Raw genomic sequence first — 21,326 nt, 5'->3', positions numbered from 1 at the left:
CGCCCGCCACCCCGTAGAGTGACCGTCACGCGGATGACCGGCGGCCTTGTCCGGGACGGTGATCCGCAGGCGGTACGGGGACGTGGACCAGGGGGCCGGATGAGTACCGAAGCGCAACGCGCTCCTGTGCCGCCCCGCCCGGACACCCCGCCGCCCGTGCCCACCGGGCCCCCGTCGCACAGCGACCGGACCACCCCGCCGGACGGCCGGCCCGTGCCACCACCCCCGGCAGACCCCCCACCCACGGAGACGACCGCCCGGCTGCGCGTCGTTCCACCCGCCCGCCCCGCCGCACCCCCGCCGCCCGCCACCCGGCGCAGGCCCGTAGGCGCGGTCGACCTCACACCGCGCCCGGGTGCGACCCCCGCCCCGCCGGGCGCGTACTACGCGTACACACAGGCGCCCGCCGAGACGCCCGTCGAAACCACCACCCGCCTGCGCCCCGTGAAGACCCGGCACCCGGCCAGGACCGCTGCCGCCGCGGCCTGCGTCGTCCTCGGCCTCGGACTGATCGGCGGCGCCGTCACCGGCAGCTGGCTCACCGGGAACTCCGCAGCCGAGCCGGGCGCCGACGACGCGTACACGGTGGGCCGGTCCGCCTGGCACAGCGTTCCGGTCGACACCCTTTTCCCGCGCACCCTCAAGGGCGAGGGAGCGGGACCCGGAGCCACCGACCGGGCCTGGACCCGGGTCGCCGTCGCCTCCGACAGCGACTGCGCGGCCGGCCTGGACCCGCTGCTCCTCAAGGCGCTCCGGCCCGTCGGCTGCGCACGCATGGTGCGGGCCACCTACACCGACGCCACACACAGCAGCGTCACCACGGTCGGCATGGTCTTCACCGAGGCGGACGCCGCGAAGATGAGCGCGCTGAGCACCCGGTTCACCGAACAGCGCCTCGGTGCGCGGGCCGACCTCATGCCCCGTACCTACCCGGCCGAGGGCACCGTCGCCGCAGGCTTCGGCGACGGGCAGCGCGCCAGCTGGACGGTCCACGTACTGACCGAGGTGCCCGTCGTCGTGTTCGCCGTCTCCGGCTTCGCCGACGGACGCGGCGTCGCCGAGCCGCAGCCCGCCGCCGCTGCCATGGCGTCGGGCGCCACGACGACCCCGGCCCAGGCCGGACTCGGCCACGAGGCCGAGGGGATCGCCGACCGGGTGGAACGCACCCTGCGAAGGACGGTCACCGACCTCACGGAGAAGCCGGAATGACCCGCCCGCACCGGTACCGCGCCGTCGTCGCGGTGGCCACGGCCACCGCGTTCACCCTGCTGCCCGCCGTCCCCGCCCACGCGGACGCCATCCGCGACCAGCAGTGGGGCCTGGAGGCCCTCCACACCGACCGGGCCTGGCAGACCACGAAGGGCGAGGGCATCACCGTCGCCGTCCTGGACACCGGAGTCGACGGAAGCCACCCCGACCTCGAAGGTCAGGTGCTGCCCGGCAAGGACCTCATCGGCTTCGGAGCCGGACGCGGCGACGGGTCCTGGGCCCTGCACGGCACCGCGATGGCCGGCATCATCGCGGGCCACGGCAGCGGCCCCGGACGGGGCGACGGCGTGCTCGGCGTGGCGCCGGGAGCGAAGATCCTGCCCGGCCGGGTGATCCTCGAATCCAACGACCCGTCCCGCACCAAGGCCCGCGAGTCACGCGGCACCGCACTCGCCGAGGGCATCCGCTGGGCCACCGACCAGGGCGCCGACGTCATCAACCTCTCCCTCGGCGACGACAGCAAGTCCGCCCACCCCGAGCCGAGCGAGGACGCCGCCGTCCAGTACGCCCTGGGCAAGGGCGTGTCCGTCGTCGCCTCGGCGGGCAACAGCGGGGAGAAGGGCGACCGCGTCTCGTACCCGGCCGCCTACCCCGGTGTGATCGCGGTCGCCGCCGTCGACAAGTACGGCACACACGCCGCGTTCTCCACCCGCCGCTGGTACGCCACGGTCAGCGCGCCCGGCGTCGACATCGTCGTCGCCAACCCCGACCGGCACTACTACATCGAGTGGGGCACGTCCGCCGCCTCGGCGTTCGTCTCCGGAGCCGTCGCCCTCATCCGCGCCGCCCACCCGGACCTGTCGCCCGCGCAGATCAAGACCCTGCTCGCGGACACCGCACGCAACTCCCCCGAGAACGGCCGGGACGACGCCCGGGGCTACGGCCTGGCCGACCCCGCCGCCGCGATCGAGGCCGGGGCGAAGCTGACCCCCGAGGGCCTGGGCGCCAAGTCCGCCCCGGCCGGCCACCGCAAGCAGTACTTCGGATCCGGCCCCGCCCCGAAGCCGCAGGACGAGGACCCGGCCGGCTGGCTGGCCCCCGCTGCCGGCGGACTCGGCGCGGTCCTGCTGGCCCTGGCCGTGGTCCTCTGGCGCGGCACCGGACGTCGCTGAGAGCCGAAGGACCGCCAGAAGTGCCGACACGCCGTCGGCCGCGTCCGCCGGCTACCACCGACCTGGCCAGGCCTGGGGGGTGAGGGCGGCCAGTGCTGCTTTTGCCAGGGATTCGACCAGGGTTACGCCTGCTTCCTTCGTCGCGTGGCCGCGGGACAGTACCGCCAGCAGGTAGGTGTGTCCGCCGCTCTCCACCCGGCCGATGCTGTTGATGTCCCACAGACCGGTCGTCGTCCGGGGCATCCAGCCGTTCTTCAGCGCCCAGTCGGTGCCCGCCGCGGACACCCCCCACTGCTGGTCCGCCCCCACCTCGCCCATCAGGTCCGTCAGATACGTACGGGAGGCCTCGGACAGCTCCGAATCCGTGCCGAACACCGCCTCCAGCAGGCGCACCTGGTCCGCGGCCGTGGTCTGCGTCAGCCCCCACGCGTGCGCGGCCGTCGTCGCGGTCAGCCCCAGCCGTTCGTTCGCCGCGTCCAGTCCCTCCTCGCCGCCGACCACCTTCAGGAGCTCGGTGGCCGAGGTGTTGTCGCTGCGCCGGATCATGGCGTCCGCCCGGGCGAGCTCGGCGCCGCTCAGCTCCCGCCCCTCGTCCTGTGCCAGGAGGAGCAGCGCCGCCAGGATGTCGACCTTGACGATGCTGGCGGTGTCGTACGCCCCGTCCCCGTACGCCGCGCTCTCCCCGCTCTCCGTGTCCAGCACCGCAACCGACACGTCCACCGACGCATCGGCGTCGCCGGCCAGGGGCGCCAGCGCCTCGGCCAGCTCCGCGTCGAGATCCACCTCGGGCTCCTCGCTCGTGCCCGCCGCGGCCGACGGGCTCGATGCGGAGGATACGGATGCCACGGCGGCGGGCGCGGGATCCGGTGAACGACCCACCAGACAGGCGCCGCCCGCGGCGGAACCCGCCAGCAGGACGACGGCCGTCACGGAGGCGGACAGCGCGGACCTGCGCGTTCTGTGTCGGGGCATGGTCCGGACGCTAGGAACCGCAGCTGGCAGCAGCCTGTGCCCGACCTGTCGCCCGGGTGAGAGAACCGGTCCACTACGCTCGTCGTGTGGCGCTCAAGAACATTCCGGACCCCGGCTTCTCCGACGACGACGGCACGGCCGCCCCCGAACTGACGGCGGCGCTCGCCGCGTGGTCCGGGGACCGTACGGCCGTCGGCCCCGTCCTGGCGGCGCTCCGCGGCGCCAGGCTCCTCGTCCCGGTCGTCGCCGTCCTCGGCGAGGTCGAGGAGGACGAGAAGGGATTGCGCCGCGAGAAGACCAGCGACATGGCCGTGCCGACCCTGCAGGCCGGGGACCGGCGGGCGCTGCCCGCCTTCACCTCCACCGCCGCGCTGGCCCGGTGGGACCCGCAGGCCCGCCCCGTCGCCGTACCCCTGCACCAGGCCCTGCAGGCCGCCGCGCACGAGAAGGCCGACACCGTGGTGCTCGACCTCGCGGGGCCGGTGGCCTTCGAGCTCACCGGTCCGGCGCTGCTGGCCCTGGCCGAGAACCGCACCAGTGCCGACCCGCTCGACGACCCGGCCGTCGTCGCCGCCGTCCGGGAGGCCGTCGCCGCGGAACCAGCGGTGCTCCGCGCCCACCTCGGCCCCGGCCGGGCCGACGGCACCCTCGCGCTGGTCCTCAGCCCGGACGCCGTGGTGGCCGAGGCCGCCCGCCGGGTGGCCGACGCGCTGTCGGCCAGCGAGGTGCTCCGCGCCAGGCTGGTCCGCGGCCTCGACCTGGCGCTCCTGCCCGCCGACGCCGAAGCCCCTGGCGAACCCCTCTTCACCCGCTGACACACGCGAGAGCCCGCCGCCTGTCACGGGCAGCGGGCTCGGAAGGCCTCGGGGGCCTGGGACGGACTAGCCGTAGACGGGGCCCGTGTACTTCTCGCCGGGGCCCTGACCGGGCTCGTCCGGTACGAGGGACGCCTCGCGGAAGGCCAGCTGGAGCGACTTCAGGCCGTCGCGCAGCGGCGAGGCGTGGAAGGTGCTGATCTCGGTGGTGCTCGCGTCGAGCAGGCCGGCCAGGGCCTGGACCAGCTTGCGGGCCTCGTCCAGGTCCTTGTGCTGCTCGCCCTCCTCGGTCAGGCCGAGCTTCACGGCGGCGGCGCTCATCAGATTGACGGCGACGGTCACGATCACCTCGACCGCGGGGACCTCCGCGATGTCGCGGGCCATGTCGTCGAAGCCGGGGGTCTCGGTGCTGGGGGTGGTCGCGTCACTCATGCCCCACACGATAAGGCCACGTCCGGACGCCTCCGTCTGCGGGAGCGGGTAGTGACCGGCGGCGGGCACGGGCGGGAACCGCGGCGGAACAGCGCGTTGGCTGCCGGTCCCCGGAGCTGCTAACCTTGTGTAACGACCGGCCGGACACCTATGTGCTCGGCCCACAAGTGGAGGCTCCGATCTCCCACCCGACTGTCCTCACGGACGGCGGGTCACCGGTCAAGTGGCGACCATCGTTCCGTACGGACGATGGAGCTGCTCGATGCGCCCCGCGGTTGACCGCGGCGGTGTTCCGGTATTTCCAGGAGCCCCGCCTGTGTCCCGTCCGGGGCATTTTTCCGTTCCCGGCTCGGTTGGTCTTACGAAACAGACGTTACGCGGCTTCTCCCCAGGCAGTCGCGTGGTGCTACCGAGGAGGATCCATCAGCGCCGAGCCCCGCATCAACGACCGGATTCGCGTTCCCGAGGTGCGACTTGTCGGTCCCAGCGGCGAGCAGGTCGGGATTGTTCCGCTTGCCAAGGCCCTGGAGCTCGCACAGGAGTACGACCTCGACCTGGTCGAGGTGGCGGCGACAGCCCGTCCCCCCGTGTGCAAGCTCATGGACTACGGGAAGTTCAAGTACGAGTCGGCCATGAAGGCCCGTGAGGCGCGCAAGAACCAGGCGCACACGGTCATCAAGGAAATGAAGCTCCGGCCGAAGATCGACCCGCACGACTACGACACCAAGAAGGGTCACGTCGTCCGGTTCCTCAAGCAGGGGGACAAGGTCAAGATCACGATCATGTTCCGTGGTCGTGAGCAGTCCCGCCCCGAGCTGGGCTTCCGCCTGCTGCAGCGTCTCGCTTCGGACGTCGAGGACCTCGGCTTCATCGAGTCGAACCCGAAGCAGGACGGCCGGAACATGATCATGGTTCTGGGCCCGCACAAGAAGAAGACCGAAGCCATGGCCGAAGCCCGCGAGGCCCAGGCCGCCCGCAAGGCGGAGCGTCAGGGGTTCACCCCGGACGCCGAGTCCGAGGGTGAGACCGCTGAGGCCCCGGCCGAGGCTGCCGAGGCTCCGGCCGAGACACCTTCCGAGGCGTGACCTCTGGGGGCCGCCATCCAGGCGCCCCCGGGTCCCTCGGGAACCACCCAAAGATCTGACGCCCCTGCAGTCCGGTGCCCGCACCGAGAGGGGCGCCACTGACGAGGAGAGAACGGCGCGATGCCGAAGAACAAGACGCACAGCGGTGCCAGCAAGCGCTTCAAGATCACCGGCTCCGGCAAGGTGCTCCGTGAGAAGGCCGGCAAGCGCCACCTGCTCGAGCACAAGTCGTCCAAGAAGACCCGCTCGCTGACCGGCACGGTCGTCGTGGCTCCGGCCGACGTCAAGAAGGTCAAGAAGCTTCTCGGCAAGTGAGGTAGCGGCCTCCGGTGAATCCGGAGGCACGCCCTCGATCCGACCGGGACCAATTCGTTTCCGGGCCGGGTGAGTTCCACTGCGACCACCCGTCCCCGCTGCAAGGAGTTAAAAGTGGCACGCGTCAAGCGGGCAGTAAACGCCCACAAGAAGCGCCGGGCGATCCTCGAGGCCGCCAAGGGCTACCGCGGTCAGCGTTCGCGCCTGTACCGCAAGGCCAAGGAGCAGGTCACCCACTCCCTGGTCTACAACTACAACGACCGCAAGAAGCGCAAGGGCGACTTCCGTCAGCTCTGGATCCAGCGCATCAACGCGGCTGCCCGCCAGAACGGCATGACGTACAACCGCCTCATCCAGGGTCTGAAGGCCGCCAACATCGAGGTGGACCGCAAGATCCTGGCCGAGCTCGCGGTCAACGACGCCAACGCGTTCGCCGCTCTCGTCGAGGTCGCTCAGAAGGCCCTCCCGAGCGACGTCAACGCCCCGAAGGCCGCCTGATCCAGGCAGCTCTTCCAGAGGTAGTCAGCCGGACCCGCAGGCGCAAGCCGTCTGCGGGTCCGCCGCGTTGTAAGGACGCTTCGCGTGCGTGGACATCCGTACGCGGAGAAACGCGTACGCGGAGAAACGTACGCAGAGAAGCAGAGTTACGCAGAGAGGCTCGCCGCCGACCATGGGCACCCCCGAAGTGATCTCCGCGCGCTCGCCGCGCGTCGCCGCCGCACGACGGCTGGCCAGGCGCAACTTCCGCGGCAAGGAGCGCAGGTTCCTCGCCGAGGGGCCGCAGGCCGTGCGGGAGGCCGCAGGACACCGGGGGAGCGACGGCGAACCCACGCTGATCGAGCTGTTCGCCACCGCCGAGGCCGCCGACCGGTACGCCGACATCGTCGACGCCGCCCAGGCCGCGGGCGCCCGGGTGCACCTCGCGGACGGCGACGTGCTCGCCGACGTCTCGCAGACCGTCACCCCACAGGGCCTGATCGGCGTCTGCCGCTTCCTGGACGCGCCGTTCGAGGAGATCCTCGCGGTGAAGCCGAAGCTGGTCGCCGTGCTCGCCCACGTACGCGACCCGGGGAACGCCGGTACGGTGCTGCGCTGCGCCGACGCCGCGGGCGCCGACGCGGTCGTGCTCACCGACGCGTCCGTGGACCTCTACAACCCCAAGTCGGTCCGCGCCTCGGTCGGTTCCCTGTTCCACCTGCCGGTGGCCGTCGGCGTACCCGTCGAGCAGGCCGTGCGGGGGCTGCGGGACGCCGGTGTGCGGATCCTCGCGGCGGACGGTGCGGGCACCGACGACCTCGACGACGAGCTCGACGCGGGCACCATGGGCGGACCCACCGCCTGGGTGTTCGGCAACGAGGCGTGGGGCCTGCCCGAGGAGACGCGGGCACTGGCCGACGCCGTCGTCCGGGTCCCGATCCACGGCAAGGCGGAGAGCCTCAATCTCGCCACCGCGGCCGCAGTCTGCCTCTACGCCTCCGCACGGGCCCAGCGCCCCCGGCGCACAGGCTGAGGCGGTCCTCCCGGGCCACCCGCCGATCGATACCGGCCACACGGGCCGGTGCGCTCCCGCAGGGTGTCGCTCGCCGTCCGACGCCTAGTAGGGTGACGAACTCGGGGGCCCACTGCACCGGTTCGAGAGGTGGGGTACGGGATTATGGCTGTCGGCATGAGCAGGCCCAGCAGGACACACACGGCCGCTGTGCGCGCCTTCGACGAGACGGCCTCCGCGAGCCCGGTCATCGGTACGGACCCGGCCACCGGCCTCGACCCGGACGACCTCCCCGACGGACTCGTCGTCGCCGACGAGGCCGGCCACGTCATCTGCTTCAACAGGGCCGCGGCCAGGATCACCGCCACCCCCCGGGCCGCCGCACTCGGCCGCTCCCTGGAACACGCGCTGCCGCTCGAGGACCTCAAGGGCCGGCGCTGGTGGGACCTGACCGACCCGTACGGCGGGCTCGCCACCCGTGTCGGCCAGCCCGAGCGCAATCTGCTGCTCCCAGGCGGCCGCGAGGTCCTCGTCTCCGCACGCTACGTACGCGACACCCCGACCGGCCCGGTCCGCCGGCTCGTCGTCTCGCTGCGCGGCACCGAGGCACGCCGCCGCACCGAGCGCAGCCACGCCGAGCTGATCGCCATCGTCGCTCACGAGCTGCGCTCCCCGCTGACCTCCGTCAAGGGGTTCACCGCGACGCTGCTGGCCAAGTGGGAGCGGTTCACGGACGACCAGAAGCGGCTCATGCTGGAGACCGTCGACGCGGACGCCAACCGCGTCAACCGGCTCATCGCCGAGCTGCTCGACATCTCCCGCATCGACTCCGGCCGGCTGGAGCTGCGCCGCCAGCCCGTGGACGTCTCCGCCGCCGTCGAACGCCACGTCCAGGCCCTCACCGCGAACGGCCAGCCGCCCGACCGCTTCCTCGTACGCACCCGGCAGCCGCTGCCCGACCTCTGGGCCGACCCGGACAAGGTCGACCAGGTCCTCGGCAACCTCCTGGAAAACGCGGTGCGCCACGGCGAGGGAACCGTCACCATCGAGGTCGCCCCCGCGCCGGGCAAGAGCGACGAGATCGGAACGGCAGTCACCGTGAGCGACGAAGGTCCCGGCATCCCCGAGGAGTCGATGGGCCGTGTCTTCACCCGCTTCTGGCGGGGGAGCAAGCGTGGCGGGACCGGCCTGGGCCTCTACATCGTCAAGGGCATCGTCGAGGCGCACGGCGGCACGATCACGGTGGACCGGGGACCCGGCGGCGGCGCCGAGTTCCGATTTATCCTGCCCGTGAGCGCCCCGGCCTACCTGGTCTGAGCCGCCCACGGGCTTCTTCGCCTCCCGGCGGCCCGTAGACTCGACTTTTGGCACCTTTGCGTCCTCAGTCGTCGAGCCAGGTCGCCACCAGCCAATCGGAAGCACGGGAAGAGATGTCGGCACCGAACAAGTCGTACGACCCAGTCGAGGTCGAGGCACTGAAACCGGAAGAGATCGAGCGCATGCGGGACGAGGCGTTCGCCGCCTTCGCCGCCGCCGGCGACCTCGACGCGCTCGCCCAGGCGAAGACCGCGCACACCGGTGGTACCTCACCCCTGTCGCTCGCCAACCGCGAGATCGGCGCCCTGCCGCCGCAGGCCAAGGCCGAGGCGGGAAAGCGCGTGGGCCAGGCCCGCGGCGCCGTCTCCAAGGCGCTCGCCGCCCGCCAGACGGAGCTGGAGGCCGAGCGTGACGCCCGTGTGCTGGTCGAGGAGGCGGTGGACGTCACACTGCCCCACGACCGTGTCCCGGCAGGCGCCCGCCACCCCCTGACGACCATCATGGAGCGCGTCGCCGACGTCTTCGTGGCCATGGGCTACGAGATCGCGGAGGGCCCCGAGGCCGAGGCGGAGTGGTTCAACTTCGACGCCCTGAACTTCGTGCCCGACCACCCGGCCCGGCAGATGCAGGACACCTTCTTCGTCCAGGGCACCACGCCCGACGGGAAGCCCACCACGGGCGACGAGTCCGGCATCGTGCTGCGTACGCACACCTCTCCGGTCCAGGCCCGCTCCCTGCTCAGCCGCAAGCCCCCCGTCTACGTGGTGTGCCCCGGCCGGGTCTACCGCACCGACGAGCTCGACGCCACGCACACCCCGGTCTTCCACCAGATCGAGCTGCTCGCCGTCGACGAGGGCCTCACCATGGCCGACCTCAAGGGCACCCTCGACCACATGGTCCAGGCGCTCTTCGGTCCGGACATGAAGACCCGGCTGCGGCCGAACTTCTTCCCGTTCACCGAGCCGTCCGCCGAGATGGACATGGTCTGCTACGTCTGCCGCGGCGAGTCCGTCGGCAACCCCGACCGCCCCTGCCGCACCTGCGGCAGCGAGGGCTGGATCGAGCTCGGCGGCTGCGGCATGGTCAACCCCAAGGTGCTCGTCGCCTGCGGTGTCGACCCCGAGAGGTACAGCGGATTCGCCTTCGGGTTCGGCATCGAGCGGATGCTGATGTTCCGCCACAACGTCGAAGACATGCGAGACATGGTCGAGGGTGACGTCCGGTTCACCCGGCCGTTCGGGATGGAGATCTGATGCGCGTCCCGCTTTCCTGGCTGCGGGAATACGTCGACCTGCCGGCGACCGAGACCGGCCGCGACGTGCAGGCCGAGCTCGTCGCCGTGGGCCTCGAGGTCGAGACCGTCGAGCAGACCGGCGCGGGCCTCAAGGGCCCCTTGGTCGTCGGACAGGTCCTGACGATCGAGGAGTTGGAGGGCTTCAAGAAGCCCATCCGCTTCTGCACCGTCGACGTCGGTTCCGCCAACGGCACCGGCGCACCGCAGGAGATCGTCTGCGGCGCCCGTAACTTCTCCGTCGGCGACAAGGTCGTCGTGGTCCTCCCGGGCGCCGTCCTGCCCGGTGACTTCGCGATCGCCGCGCGCAAGACGTACGGCAGGACGTCGCACGGCATGATCTGCTCCACCGACGAGCTCGGCATGGGCGATGACGGCACGCACGGCATCATCGTGCTGCCACCCGAGTACGAGCCCGGCACCGACGCGATCGAGCTCCTGGAGCTCGTCGACGAGGTCCTCGACATCGCCGTCACCCCGGACCGCGGCTACTGCCTGTCGATGCGCGGTGTCGCCCGTGAGACCGCCATCGCGTACGGGCTGCCGCTGCGCGACCCCGCGCTCCTGGACGTGCCCGCGCCGAACGCGTACGGCCACCCGGTGGAGGTGTCCGACCCGATCGGATGCGGCAACTTCACCGCCCGTGCTGTCACCGGTCTGCGGCCCGAGGCCCGCTCCCCGATCTGGATGCAGCGCAGGCTGCAGAAGGCCGGGATGCGCCCGATCTCGCTCGCCGTCGACATCACCAACTACGTGATGCTCGAGCTCGGCCAGCCGCTGCACGCCTACGACCGCAACCGGATCGACGGGCCGATCGGGGTGCGCCGCGCCGAGCAGGGCGAGAAGCTCACCACGCTCGACGGCACCGCGCGCGTCCTGGACGCCGAGGACCTGGTCATCACCGACAACCGCGGGCCGATCGGCCTCGCGGGTGTCATGGGTGGCGCCCACACGGAGATCGCCGACGTGCGGGCCGAGAACTCCGGCACCACCGAGGTCGTCATCGAGGCCGCGCACTTCGACGCGATCACGATCGCCCGCACGGCACGCCGCCACAAGCTGTCCTCCGAGGCGTCCAAGCGCTTCGAGCGTGGCGTCGACCCGAAGGCCGCCGCCGCTGCCGCGCAGCGCACCGTCGACCTGCTGGTCCTCCTCGCGGGCGGCACGGCGGAGGCGGGCGTCACCGAGTTCCGCGCCCCGTCCGCGCCCCGCACCATCGCGATGCCCGCCGACCACCCGGACAGGGTGGCCGGTGTCTCCTACGGCCGCGAGACCGTCGTACGCCGCCTCCAGCAGGTCGGCTGCGACGTCTACGGGCAGGACGACCTGATCGTCACCGCGCCGTCCTGGCGCCCCGACCTCACCGCCCCGAACGACCTGGCCGAAGAGGTCATCCGGCTGGAGGGGTACGAGAACCTCCCCTCCACCCTGCCGACCCCGCCGTCCGGCCGCGGGCTCACCGACCGCCAGCGGCTGCACCGCCGCGCAGGCCGGGCGCTCGCCGGTGCCGGATACGTCGAGGCGCTCAGCTACCCGTTCATCGGCGACGCCGTCCTGGACCAGCTCGGCCTGGACGAGGACGACGCCCGCCGACGCACGGTGAAGCTCGTCAACCCGCTCTCCGACGAGGAGCCCGCGCTGCGCACCACGCTGCTGCCGGGCCTGCTCGGCGCACTGCGGCGCAACGACGGCCGCGGCAGCCACGACCTCGCGCTCTTCGAGACGGGCCTGGTCTTCCTTCCCCAGGCTCCCGGCTTCGTTCGAGCAGGGGAGACCCCACTGACCGGCGAGGAGGCGAGGGCCGTACGGCTGCCCGTCGACCGCCGTCCCACCGACGAGGAGATCGCCGGACTGGACGCGGCGCTCCCGCGCCAGCCGCGCCGCGCTGCAGTCGTCCTCGCGGGCGCCCGCGAGCAGGCCGGCTGGTGGGGCAAGGGCCGTCCCGCCGACTGGGCGGACTCCGTCGAGGCGGCCCGCACGATCGCCCGTGAGGCGGGCGTCGAGCTGACCGTCCGTGCCGACCGGCACGCACCGTGGCACCCCGGCCGCTGCGCCGCGCTGTACGTCACGGTCAACGGCGAGGAGACCCTCTTCGGACACGCGGGCGAGCTCCACCCGCGCGTCGTCAAGGACCTCCACCTGCCCGAGCGGAGCTGCGCCATGGAGGTCGAGCTCGACGTCCTGGAGCAGGCCGTCGACGGTGTGCTCCAGGCACCCCGGATCTCCACCTTCCCGGTGGCGACCCAGGACGTCGCGCTCGTCGTCGCCGCGGACGTTCCCGCCGACGCGGTGGAGAACGCCCTGCGCGACGGCGCCGGAGAACTCCTCGAATCGCTGCGGCTTTTCGACGTCTTCACCGGCGACCAGATCGGCGAGGGCAAGAAGTCCCTGGCGTACGCGCTGCGGTTCCGTGCCGCGGACCGGACGCTGACCGTCGAGGAGGCCTCCGCCGCCCGCGACACCGCGGTCGCCCTGGCCACCGAGCGCACCGGCGCGGTGCTGCGCGGCGCGTAACACCCCGCGCACACCGAGGGACAGCAGTCCCACGGGCATCGAGAAGGGGCGTGTCCGGCCACCGGACACGCCCCTTCTTCCTGTCTCGCCGGACGGCCCGGGACCGCACACGGGCCCACGGAGCGGCACCGGGGGAACCCGGTCCCGGCCCGGACCCGCAGCCACCCTCCTGTCATCGGGGCAGTAGGTCGTGCGATCCGGCGCCGTCCGTCCTGCCACGGAGTGTCGGGCAGGTCGGCAGAACGGACGGCGCGGGTGAGGGTCGTCGACTGTACGAGGGGGAGCCGACGACCCGGCCGCCTCTTGCGAGGCACCCATTCAAGCGACCGGTGCCCCGGCGCGGCAGAGCGCACAGCCGGACGGTTCGGGCATTCCGTTCACACCCCGTGTGAATCGTGCTCCACTAGGGTCATTGCGACGCGCACATGGGGGGGGCAATGGAGCCCAACGTCCTGCTCGAATCCCTGATCGACGAGGCGGGTGTGTCCCGTGCGGGGCTCGCCGGCCACGTCAACCAGGCCGGCCGCACACGCGGCCTGTGCCTGCGCTACGAACACACGGCGGTCGCCCGCTGGCTCAAGGGCCAACGCCCGCGCGGCCAGGTGCCCGACCTGATCTGCGAGGTCCTCGGGAGCCGGCTGCACCGGGCCGTCACGCTCGACGACATCGGCATGGGGACCTCCGGCGCGCACACCACGACGTACGGCGCCGGCCTCTCCGGCTTCGTCGAGCACGCCACGGCACTCTGGCGCTCCGACGAACAGCAGCGCCCGCACCTTGTCACGATTCCCGCCGTCACCGGCACGACGGCGGTGATGCCGGTCTGGGAGTGGGAGAACCCGCCCGAGGACGCCGACGTCTCCCGCCCGGGGCCGTCCCGGGTGACCCCGGCCGACATCGCGATGCTCCGCGAGGCCCGCACCCACTACGAACTGATGTACCGGAAGACGGGCGGCGTCGCGACCAGGGCCCGCATCGTCGGCTTCCTCGACGCCGAGACCGCACCGCTGCTGCGCGGCGGGTACAGCGACGCCATGGGCCGCCGACTGCACCGGGCGGCGGGCGGACTGGTGGCCGTCGCGGGCATCTGCGCCTACGACTCCGACGCGCACGGGCTCGCCCAGCGCTACTTCCATCAGGCGCTGCGCCTCGCCAAGGCCAGCGGGGACCGCGGGCTCGGCGGCTATGTGATCGCCCTGCTGGTCAACCAGTCGCTGCACCTGGCCGACTACCGCCGGTCCGTCGCCTTCGCCGAGGCGGCCCTGCGTGCCGCGGGCCCGCACATCTCCCCGGCCCTGGCCGCCGATCTGTACGCGATGCAGGCCAAGGCCTACGCCCGGCTCGACGACCCCCGCAGCGCCCTGCGGTGCATCCGCAGCGCCGAGACCGAGGCCGGCCGCATCCACCCCGGCCGTGAGCCCGACGAGACGGGATACGTCCAGCCGGGCCTCGTCAACGTCCAGGTGGCGGAGGCGCTGCTCAGCCTCGGGGATCTCACCGGCGCCCGGGAGCACGCCGCGGCGGCCGTACGTTCCCCGGCGCACGACCGCGGCCGGGTGCACCGGCTGGCCATGCTCACCCATCTCGAACTGCTCCAGGGAGAGGCGGACAAGGCGGCCGGAACAGCCTCGGAAATGGCCGAACGCGCCCGCGGCATGGAGTCCCGGCGGCTGCGGGAGCGGCTGCGCTCCGTGCGTGAGCACCTGGCCGCGAGCGGCTCCGCCGACGCCGAAGCGGCGGCCTGCCGCATCGACGGGGCGCTGCGCGTGCCCCTGTGAGCCTCACCCGAACCGCCTTCGCACGTTCCGCTACGGGGCCGGCCCTGCTCCGATGTTGCCATCGACCAGTCGGAAGGTGGCAGAACTGTGCAATGGGTGAACTTAAACGAACAGACCGTGTACGAGAATCGCTGGTTCCGGGTCAATCTGGCGGATGTCGTCCTCCCCGACGGCAGGCACCTCGACCACTTCGTCATCCGGCTCCGCCCCGTCGCCGCGGCGACGGTCGTCAACGAGGCCAACGAGGTGCTGCTGCTGTGGCGGCACCGGTTCATCACGGACAGCTGGGGCTGGGAGCTCGCCGCGGGTGTCGTCGAGGACGGTGAGGACGTCGCCGCCGCGGCTGCCCGGGAGATGGAGGAGGAGACCGGCTGGCGCCCCGGCGAGCTGAGTCCGCTGATGACCGTCGAGCCGGCCAACGGCCTCATCGACGCCCGGCACCATCTCTTCTGGGCGCGGGAGGCGACGTACACCGGGCCTCCGGAGGACGGATTCGAGTCCTCGCGCCGTGAGTGGATACCGCTCAAGCTCGTGCCCGACATGATCGCGCGCGGCGAGATCCCGGCGGCCAACATGGCGGCCGGACTGCTGATGCTCCGTCACATGCTGTTGGGCTGACCGCATATGGAGGGCCGGCCGGGATGTCCCCGGTCGGCCCTCCGCGTACGACGGTCCGGTGCGCCGGGTGCCGCCCGGCCAGGCCTGCGGAAGGAGCGATTCGAGCCATGCAATCGATCGATAGTTGCAGGTCGGAGGTGGTCTGGTGGCATTCGGCCGACCTGGCTGGACAGCCGTGTGTGACAGGACGCGGTCTTCTGCGACCCACCCGAAGACCATCCGGAGCGGCCGGCCCTGGCACGGCACTGCACCGAACTCCGCGGCGCCGGCCTGGCGAAGGAGGAGGCCCTGACGAAGCCGGGGGTCACCAGGGCGCAGGGGCTCAGGGCCTTCCGGGACGCTACCTTCCTCGGAACCGGCGTGCGCGAGGCGCGGGACGAGGCGGTTCTGTTCGACGCCTGACCTCTGGGAGCGAGGGGAAAAACCGTGGTCCCCGAGCCGGACTCCCGGCTCGGGGACCGCAGTTGAGAGGTCAGCCGTACGGGTAGAACCCCGACCCCGTCTTGCGGCCGAGCCGGCCCGCGTCGACCATGCGCTGAAGCAGCGGGGGAGCGGCGTACAGCGGCTCCTTGTACTCGGCGTACAACTTGGCGGCGTTGCGCGTAGCCCTGTGACCTGCGGTTTCGTCGGTTGTGTGGCGGCTTTGACGGCGCAGGGACTTCTCGGGGACTTTCGAGCCTGCATCACACGAGCCACGTATCCATCGCGGCTAGTCCGCGCTTGCCCGCACCCGGCATGAAGTGAGCGTAGTAGTCCAGCGTGACCTTCGGGGAGGAGTGCCCCAACCAGGTAGCCACGCTCACGATGGACTCGCCGGCCTCCAACTGCACACTCGCGAACGTGTGGCGCAGGACATGGAACATGTCCGGCCGTGAGCGTTCGTAGACGGGGTGGAGGCGGACGCGGTTACCGTAACTCTCCGCCTTCTCGCCGACCTGGCGCAGAACCCCTGCGGCTACGAGAGCGGGTTTCCAGCTGCGCTCGTTCCAAGTCCCGGGATTGATCCGAAGCCCGTGGGAGGTGCTCAGCACGAGTCGCAGGGTGATCGGCTTGCGCTGACGCTCTTCCAACTCGGTCGTCGGCGTCTCAGGATTACGCCACGGCAGGGTGCACTCGACCGGCGGGAAGAGCTGGAAGTGGAGCCGAACGCGGCGGGCGAGGTTCGGCGGCAGGGGAACATCACGGGTCTTTCGGCCCTTGGGGAGGCAGAAGTACGGCCGCCCTTTCCCGTCCCAGCGGAGCTGGCGCCGTATGCGGACCACCTCCGCCCTGAAGTCGAAGTCCTCTTCCGCGAGGCCGAGCGCCTCGCCCTGGCGGACTCCGAGTGCGAGCCCGAGGTCCACGGCGATCCGGTACCGCTCCTGTAGGCCCTCCCGCACCGCATCGACTGTGGTTCGAGACCACGCCTTCGCCTTCTTGTCGACCGGCTTGGGCCGTTTGATCGATCGGTGGGCAGCGATGGGGCTCTTCAGTAGGCGCTTGTCATCAACCGCGGCATTCAGGATGGTGGTGAGGTGTATCCATATGATCTCGGCGGAAGACTCCTCGACTCGAGAGAGCAAGTCGGCCCTGAACCGGCGAAGGGCCGAGGCGTCGATCTCACGCAGAGGATACGAGCCGAGCAGGGGAATCAGGTGGTTCCAGATCCGGCTCCGCATGGGACCCGCAGTTGACGGCTCATCCGTTCGGCTGGGCCACCAGTGGTCGGCGATGTAATCGGCGAGCAAGATGGCACCATTCCGTGGGTCGACGAAGTCGCCCCTGCTGGAGTCCGTCTGAGCCTCAGCGAGCCAGCGCTTGGCGTCTTCGCTTGTGTCGAAGGACCTGTCCTGGATACCAGGAATGCCCTTGACCCGGTACCGCTTCCCCTTCCCCCAAATGGAAGTACGCTCTCGCTTGCCGGTCGCCTTGTCCGGCCTCTTCTTGAGCCAACGATCCTCGATGTAGCCCGCCATGAGGGCCTCCTACCTGTGCGAATGATGCGTTCCGGGTGCTTGACGGTGTTGGGAACGCTTCTTCGCGACAGGTCATATCCCGCTGTGGCAGTCGGAATTGATGTCGGTTTGGAGTCGATGCTCTGTGCTGCCGTGGACGTCACGATGTGCGACGCAGCGGCTTGCGGTTCAGTGGATTCAAGGCAGGATTCGATCGAGAGTCCGCCCTTTCCTGCCGGTGCACCCACTCGTCAAGCGCGGAAATCCTGTACATCACGCGTCGGCCCATCTGGAAGCTGGGCGGCCCTTGTCGGCGATGGCGCCAAACGTAAAGGGTGTTGGGAGAGATGCCGAGATAGACCGCCGCCTTGTGCAACGTGAGGAATGCCATTTCGGGCATGCAGTTCTTGCTCTCGTCCATGGTGCGCACCCGTCTGTCGAATCGACCGACTGCAAGAGTCCCTGACGAGTCGCGGTTTGGGTGTACCGTGCTTTTGTGGTAAGCGGGGGTCTCATATTTCTAGTTCGATGCGGTTCACATGCTTCGCCCAGGCGTCGAGCAAAGTCCTGCCCAGCATCGTTACGCCTGGGCCCTGGCGAACTCAGCCGTTTTCCGCGCCTTGGATCGCCGCCGGCCGCTCGGCCACGGAGGAGACCGGCGGGTCGTTCCACCCGGGCACCGACGATGTACTCGCTATATCGACGCGCACGGTCTGGTTCCCGGCGATGCCCAGCCACAGCCCGTCCGCGCGCAGGGCGGCGAGGCTGTCGCGGACGTCGGGGTACTCGGGTTGCCCTGCCGCGGCGCGCGTCTCGCGCTCGTCGTTGAGATCGAAGCCGGGCCGGAACTCCTGGAACACCTTCCGGTAGTCCAGCCCGCGCGTGATCACCGCTGTGAACGTGTGTGCCGAGGCATCCCCGGGCGTTCCTATTTGTCGGCTGAAACCTGGCTCGACGCGCGGGCCGCCCCCGTGGGAGACGGCCGCCGGAACGAACTGGCGCTCAGGACGACATGCAGCATCGGGCCGTCCTGGAGCCAAGTCCGTTCCCGTGCCTGAGAGGGGAACACCCCGGCCCCGGCCTACCGATGCCGCCAGATCTGTCGGAGTTTCAGGACCTCCCGCGCCCAGTGGGCCGCCAGCTCCTCTTCGGGGATCCGCGGACGGTGGAGGCTGAACCGGACGTGCGGATACAGCCAGTGCTGCGAGATGTCCGCACTCGCCATCAGCGTGGTCAGCAACGGCTCATCCTGTGGCGTGTCCCGGTCGACCGCGACAAGGAGTTCACCCTGGTCATCGGGGTGCAGATGGGGCAGCGGCTCCTTCAGCCGCGCTCGCAGGTCTCCCCAGGTCAGAACCGCACCTCCTGCGCGAGCGGCGTCCATCAGGACCTCGCGGGCCGGAGCGGCCAGCCGCTCGACCGCCGCGAGAGACAACCGTTCTGGCCGCGATGAGGCCTGGCCAGCGGCGGTTTCAGCGGCGGCGCCGGGACGCCGCCTGGCCGTACGGTCCGGCGCGGCTTCACGACGGGCCGTAGTTTGCTCTCTGAGCGATCGCTGCCGCAGGCGCGCTTCCCAACCCACGAGGCGCTTTTCATCCGCTGAGGGTAGGGGCGCGTCCATCTTGTGCCGCAGTTCTCGCACCGTGTCGAGTACGAGCCCGATCTCCGACACCGTCGCCGTGCTACGGGTCATGTCCAATTTCGTGAACAACTGCCTGATCGACTTCAGCACGGGCACGGTTTCGGGGCGTGCCCGGTGTGCGCCGCACCAAGCTTTGACTTCTCGCATGAACGGGGTGAATCGCTCCCGGTCCTCCGGAGCGAGGTGGCGTGCGTACAGCGGGCCAGCGAGTTTGCGCGCGGCTTCGACCGATTCGAGGTCGTCTGCCTCCCGCGCTGCCTCGATCTCGCTGACCAGCCAGATGAAATCGGCGAGTGCCGCAGTCTGATCGCTGCCGTTGTTCTTCAACCTCTCTGCTTTTTCCCTCGCAGGGGCAGGTCGGGCCGATTGCTCCGCAGCCGTCTGCGCAGCGTGCAAACGATGTTCGAGATCGCTGAAGCTGTCTGAGAGGTCCTGTGTCAGCGCTTCGGAAGACAGCCGGCGAAGGGCGTTGACATGCTCCAGGGCGCTCCGGAGCCGCTCCGCTTCTCTGGGATCGCCGGGGGAGGGCAAAGTCCCGAAGACTGTGCGCATGGATTCGAGCGCTTCCTCGGACTCCCGTGCCTTGATCCAGGTACGCATCTCGTCCCTCAGGACTCGTGCCCGCAGTTTCGTCTGCGCGGACGCCTTGCTGCCGGCGAGAGCAATCGCCTCCCGCTCGAAGCGGCGTACAGAGGTGACGTCCCCGGACGCCTTGGCTGCGATGAAGGCTTCACTCATTCGCGGCAGGAGTGATGCTGACTGATCCGTGCTGTGCGCTGCCTCGAGATGTTCGGTCGGAGGAGACTCGGGCCGCTCCGGTGGGTGAGGGGCAGCTGGCGGTGCGAGAGTAGGAGGATGAACGGCTGAAGCCTGAAGCTCAGGGACTTGGCCGACCAAGTCTTCAAGATTGCGCAGCAACTGCCTGCTGGTCTCGCGCCATCGGCGGAGTGCGTGGGCGTCCTTGCAGGCGTCGGTGTAGTGATGGAGATGGGTTGCCCCCGCTTTGAGGGAAGTGGTGAGGCGTGCGGCCCGATCTCCTTCCCCACGAGCTGCGATTTGGCGCACCTCTTCGATTTTCTCGCGCAGGAGCCGCATCTTCTGGCTCGCGTCTTCCCGATTGGCTTCATTCGGCGGACGCGTGTTCATGGCAGAGATGGGGGGAGATTGCGCGTTCAGGGGCGAGGTGTTGCGTTGCTCGTAGAAGGTGTGGAGTCGGCGGATCGCTTCCGTACTCCATCGCTGAAGCTCGGCTTCAGACACAGGGGCATCAATACCGAGGGCCCGTAGAACCGCACTCAGGTAGGGCAACTTCTTCTGCCCCCCGGGTGCCAGGACCAGCACGCTCAAGGGCACCGCGTTCTCGCTCACCGGGTGATCTGCTTCCACGAGCAGATTGCGCAGTGAGTCGTCTGAGAGATGACGCAGCCCAGGGTCGATCCGTTTGGCGAGTTGTTGCCACGTGGTCGTACCGCCCCTGCGTGCGACCATGACTAACCCCTTACGGAGAGCCGTCGCCTGCCGACTACGTACACCTCTTACTTGTGGTGCGGAGACGGCAGGGGACCTCCTCTCGCTGGCTTGCCGCTGCGCGGTGGCGGGCGCAGAGACGGGCGCGTCCAGCGCGACGCTAGGGCGCCACAATCCGGTGCGCTCCGCGTCCAGGCCGTTCAGCTGCGTTACCACGTCGGCCCGGACCGCCCAGTAGGCCTGCGCGGTTCCGATGGGGTCGGTAAGCAGGAGGCGCACGGCACTCGAGAGCTGGTAGACGAAATCGTCGGAGGGCGGCGGCGTGTCGGCGGGGAGTGAGAGCAGCCCCCGGATGATCCGTTTGGCGGTGGGCTTCAAGTAACCGACGTAGAGACGGCGGCCCTTCTCCTCGAACGGTGAATCCGTCGGTGCCGCTGCCTCGCAGTCGACAGCAAAAACGATTTGAGCTCCGGTCATGGGGAGACTCGTGGGGAGCGGGGCGTTGCGCATACCTCCGACGCGTATCTTTCCGGCGGAACGCAGATTCTCCAGGGCCGGGGTCACAATGCCGTCCCTGGTCATCCGGCACGTGGCGAGAGGGTCCCACACGACCGGCCGGTCCGCGGTGATGGTTCCGATGAGAACCCGCCGGTCGGTGCCCTCTGTCTCACACCGAACCCGCAGTGCGTATCCCTGGCGCGCGACCATGTCGCGGGTGATCGTGTTCTCCGGTCCGAAGACCCACTCCACATGCCCTTCTCGGGCACCCAGGCTCTCAGCGGCCTTGCGCCAACTCCGGTAGTCCTCGGGCCGGAGTTCGAAGCGCAGGTGTTGCTCCGTGGCCCGCAGCCAGAAATCGACGGCGTCACCAGGGCCCGTGCCGAGGGTGCGGAGAGATGCTTCGGCGGCGTGGCCCTGTCCGGTGAGCCAGTCCTTCACGTGCTGCTTGATGAACAGGTGGTCGGCGCCGTCGGCACCTTCGGAGGTCCTGTGGCACTCGGCGCTGGTGCCGTAGCGGTCCGGGTGGTGGGCGAAGTGGCAGACCTTGGTCTCGTACCTCTTGGTCATCAGCTTCTCGCCGCAGCCGCCCAGGAGCGTTCCGCACCAGAAGTTCGTCTGGCCGTACTGACGGCGGAACTCGTCGAGGTTATGTGCCTCCTCAGGGAGGATTACGGGGCGATCGCCGTCCTTGCCGCCCATAACCGCGCTCTGTATGAGTCGGGTGTCGATCTGGGGCATCTGCGTTCCTCCGGCGGCAGCTCGTGGAGATCGGGGC

General features: G+C 70.4%; 17 protein-coding genes and 2 pseudogenes. 12 read left to right on the top strand and 7 right to left on the bottom strand.

Annotation, left to right across the window (positions count from 1 at the left end; genetic code table 11):
* Window positions 1-99 precede the first annotated feature (99 nt).
* The gene (locus OG524_RS06795) at window positions 100-1,209 is read left to right on the top strand and encodes a hypothetical protein (RefSeq protein WP_405809465.1); all 1,110 of its coding nucleotides are present in this window, start codon (window positions 100-102) and stop codon (window positions 1,207-1,209) included.
* Entirely contained in the window at window positions 1,206-2,381 is a 1,176-nt protein-coding gene (mycP, locus tag OG524_RS06790) for a type VII secretion-associated serine protease mycosin (protein WP_405391846.1), read from the top strand. Before OG524_RS06795 ends, mycP begins: the two co-directional genes overlap by 4 nt.
* A gap of 51 nt (window positions 2,382-2,432) precedes the next feature.
* Here the strand turns inward: mycP and OG524_RS06785 are convergent, their stop codons facing one another.
* On the bottom strand, window positions 2,433-3,353 hold the full coding sequence (locus OG524_RS06785) for a serine hydrolase (RefSeq protein ID WP_405391847.1): 921 nt from the start codon (window positions 3,351-3,353) through the stop codon (window positions 2,433-2,435).
* 86 nt (window positions 3,354-3,439) lie between these two features.
* On the opposite strand from OG524_RS06785, the gene OG524_RS06780 reads away from it, so the two are divergent.
* The gene (locus tag OG524_RS06780) at window positions 3,440-4,168 is read left to right on the top strand and encodes an SseB family protein (protein WP_405391848.1); all 729 of its coding nucleotides are present in this window, start codon (window positions 3,440-3,442) and stop codon (window positions 4,166-4,168) included.
* 66 nt (window positions 4,169-4,234) lie between these two features.
* Here OG524_RS06780 and OG524_RS06775 read toward each other — a convergent pair whose 3' ends face one another.
* Window positions 4,235-4,600: a DUF1844 domain-containing protein gene (locus OG524_RS06775; protein ID WP_384500735.1), complete on the bottom strand. Its 366-nt coding sequence runs from the start codon at window positions 4,598-4,600 to the stop codon at window positions 4,235-4,237.
* A gap of 353 nt (window positions 4,601-4,953) precedes the next feature.
* Between OG524_RS06775 and infC the strand changes: the two genes are divergently transcribed.
* The 9 genes from infC to OG524_RS06730 all read left to right on the top strand — a co-directional run bounded on the left by infC (window position 4,954) and on the right by OG524_RS06730 (window position 15,007).
* The gene (gene infC, locus OG524_RS06770) at window positions 4,954-5,685 is read left to right on the top strand and encodes a translation initiation factor IF-3 (protein ID WP_405391849.1); all 732 of its coding nucleotides are present in this window, start codon (window positions 4,954-4,956) and stop codon (window positions 5,683-5,685) included.
* A 120-nt stretch (window positions 5,686-5,805) separates the two neighbouring features.
* Entirely contained in the window at window positions 5,806-6,000 is a 195-nt protein-coding gene (gene rpmI, locus OG524_RS06765; RefSeq protein ID WP_031097481.1) for a 50S ribosomal protein L35, read from the top strand.
* A 114-nt stretch (window positions 6,001-6,114) separates the two neighbouring features.
* On the top strand, window positions 6,115-6,498 hold the full coding sequence (gene rplT / locus OG524_RS06760) for a 50S ribosomal protein L20 (protein WP_007457565.1): 384 nt from the start codon (window positions 6,115-6,117) through the stop codon (window positions 6,496-6,498).
* Window positions 6,499-6,670: 172 nt separating this feature from the next.
* A complete protein-coding gene (locus OG524_RS06755) occupies window positions 6,671-7,510 on the top strand; it encodes a TrmH family RNA methyltransferase (RefSeq protein WP_405391850.1) in 840 nt (279 codons plus the stop codon).
* A gap of 144 nt (window positions 7,511-7,654) precedes the next feature.
* Window positions 7,655-8,806 (top strand): ATP-binding protein, encoded by a 1,152-nt coding sequence (locus OG524_RS06750; RefSeq protein ID WP_405391851.1) that lies wholly within the window; start codon window positions 7,655-7,657, stop codon window positions 8,804-8,806.
* Window positions 8,807-8,919: 113 nt separating this feature from the next.
* Window positions 8,920-10,059, top strand: a complete 1,140-nt coding sequence (pheS, locus tag OG524_RS06745) for a phenylalanine--tRNA ligase subunit alpha (RefSeq protein ID WP_405809460.1) — start codon at window positions 8,920-8,922, stop codon at window positions 10,057-10,059.
* A complete protein-coding gene (pheT, locus tag OG524_RS06740; RefSeq protein WP_405809458.1) occupies window positions 10,059-12,611 on the top strand; it encodes a phenylalanine--tRNA ligase subunit beta in 2,553 nt (850 codons plus the stop codon). Before pheS ends, pheT begins: the two co-directional genes overlap by 1 nt.
* 437 nt (window positions 12,612-13,048) lie before the next feature.
* A complete protein-coding gene (locus OG524_RS06735) occupies window positions 13,049-14,389 on the top strand; it encodes a transcriptional regulator (RefSeq protein WP_405391854.1) in 1,341 nt (446 codons plus the stop codon).
* A gap of 87 nt (window positions 14,390-14,476) precedes the next feature.
* The gene (locus OG524_RS06730) at window positions 14,477-15,007 is read left to right on the top strand and encodes an NUDIX domain-containing protein (RefSeq protein ID WP_405391855.1); all 531 of its coding nucleotides are present in this window, start codon (window positions 14,477-14,479) and stop codon (window positions 15,005-15,007) included.
* Between the two features lie 472 nt (window positions 15,008-15,479).
* Here the strand turns inward: OG524_RS06730 and OG524_RS06725 are convergent.
* The 5 genes and pseudogenes from OG524_RS06725 to OG524_RS06705 form a co-directional block, all read right to left on the bottom strand.
* A pseudogene (locus tag OG524_RS06725) lies at window positions 15,480-15,602 on the bottom strand (3-hydroxyacyl-CoA dehydrogenase family protein); the annotation flags it as partial.
* A gap of 88 nt (window positions 15,603-15,690) precedes the next feature.
* Window positions 15,691-16,962, bottom strand: coding sequence for a tyrosine-type recombinase/integrase (locus tag OG524_RS06720; protein ID WP_405391856.1), 1,272 nt, complete (start codon window positions 16,960-16,962; stop codon window positions 15,691-15,693).
* 139 nt (window positions 16,963-17,101) lie between these two features.
* Entirely contained in the window at window positions 17,102-17,362 is a 261-nt protein-coding gene (locus OG524_RS06715; RefSeq protein WP_351283670.1) for a helix-turn-helix domain-containing protein, read from the bottom strand.
* Window positions 17,363-17,645: 283 nt separating this feature from the next.
* Window positions 17,646-17,873, bottom strand: a pseudogene (locus tag OG524_RS06710) (haloacid dehalogenase); the annotation flags it as partial.
* 149 nt (window positions 17,874-18,022) lie between these two features.
* Complete coding sequence (locus OG524_RS06705; protein WP_405809455.1) at window positions 18,023-21,289, bottom strand: hypothetical protein; 3,267 nt, start codon at window positions 21,287-21,289, stop codon at window positions 18,023-18,025.
* Window positions 21,290-21,326: the final 37 nt, after the last annotated feature.

This window comes from Streptomyces sp. NBC_01520 (genome assembly GCF_045040375.1).
Lineage (GTDB): Bacteria > Actinomycetota > Actinomycetes > Streptomycetales > Streptomycetaceae > Streptomyces.
The sequence above is the reverse complement of the archived record's forward strand: the minus strand, read 5'-3'. Positions and strand labels throughout refer to the sequence as shown.

Coding starts and splice junctions, on each gene's coding strand:
- OG524_RS06720 (WP_405391856.1), bottom strand. CDS start 16,962: ATGGCGGGCTACATCGAGGATCGTTGGCTCAAGAAGAGGCCGGACAAG.
- OG524_RS06795 (WP_405809465.1), top strand. CDS start 100: ATGAGTACCGAAGCGCAACGCGCTCCTGTGCCGCCCCGCCCGGACACC.
- pheS (WP_405809460.1), top strand. CDS start 8,920: ATGTCGGCACCGAACAAGTCGTACGACCCAGTCGAGGTCGAGGCACTG.
- OG524_RS06785 (WP_405391847.1), bottom strand. CDS start 3,353: ATGCCCCGACACAGAACGCGCAGGTCCGCGCTGTCCGCCTCCGTGACG.
- OG524_RS06735 (WP_405391854.1), top strand. CDS start 13,049: ATGGAGCCCAACGTCCTGCTCGAATCCCTGATCGACGAGGCGGGTGTG.
- mycP (WP_405391846.1), top strand. CDS start 1,206: ATGACCCGCCCGCACCGGTACCGCGCCGTCGTCGCGGTGGCCACGGCC.
- OG524_RS06775 (WP_384500735.1), bottom strand. CDS start 4,600: ATGAGTGACGCGACCACCCCCAGCACCGAGACCCCCGGCTTCGACGAC.
- pheT (WP_405809458.1), top strand. CDS start 10,059: ATGCGCGTCCCGCTTTCCTGGCTGCGGGAATACGTCGACCTGCCGGCG.
- OG524_RS06715 (WP_351283670.1), bottom strand. CDS start 17,362: ATGGACGAGAGCAAGAACTGCATGCCCGAAATGGCATTCCTCACGTTG.
- OG524_RS06755 (WP_405391850.1), top strand. CDS start 6,671: ATGGGCACCCCCGAAGTGATCTCCGCGCGCTCGCCGCGCGTCGCCGCC.
- OG524_RS06750 (WP_405391851.1), top strand. CDS start 7,655: ATGGCTGTCGGCATGAGCAGGCCCAGCAGGACACACACGGCCGCTGTG.
- OG524_RS06705 (WP_405809455.1), bottom strand. CDS start 21,289: ATGCCCCAGATCGACACCCGACTCATACAGAGCGCGGTTATGGGCGGC.
- rpmI (WP_031097481.1), top strand. CDS start 5,806: ATGCCGAAGAACAAGACGCACAGCGGTGCCAGCAAGCGCTTCAAGATC.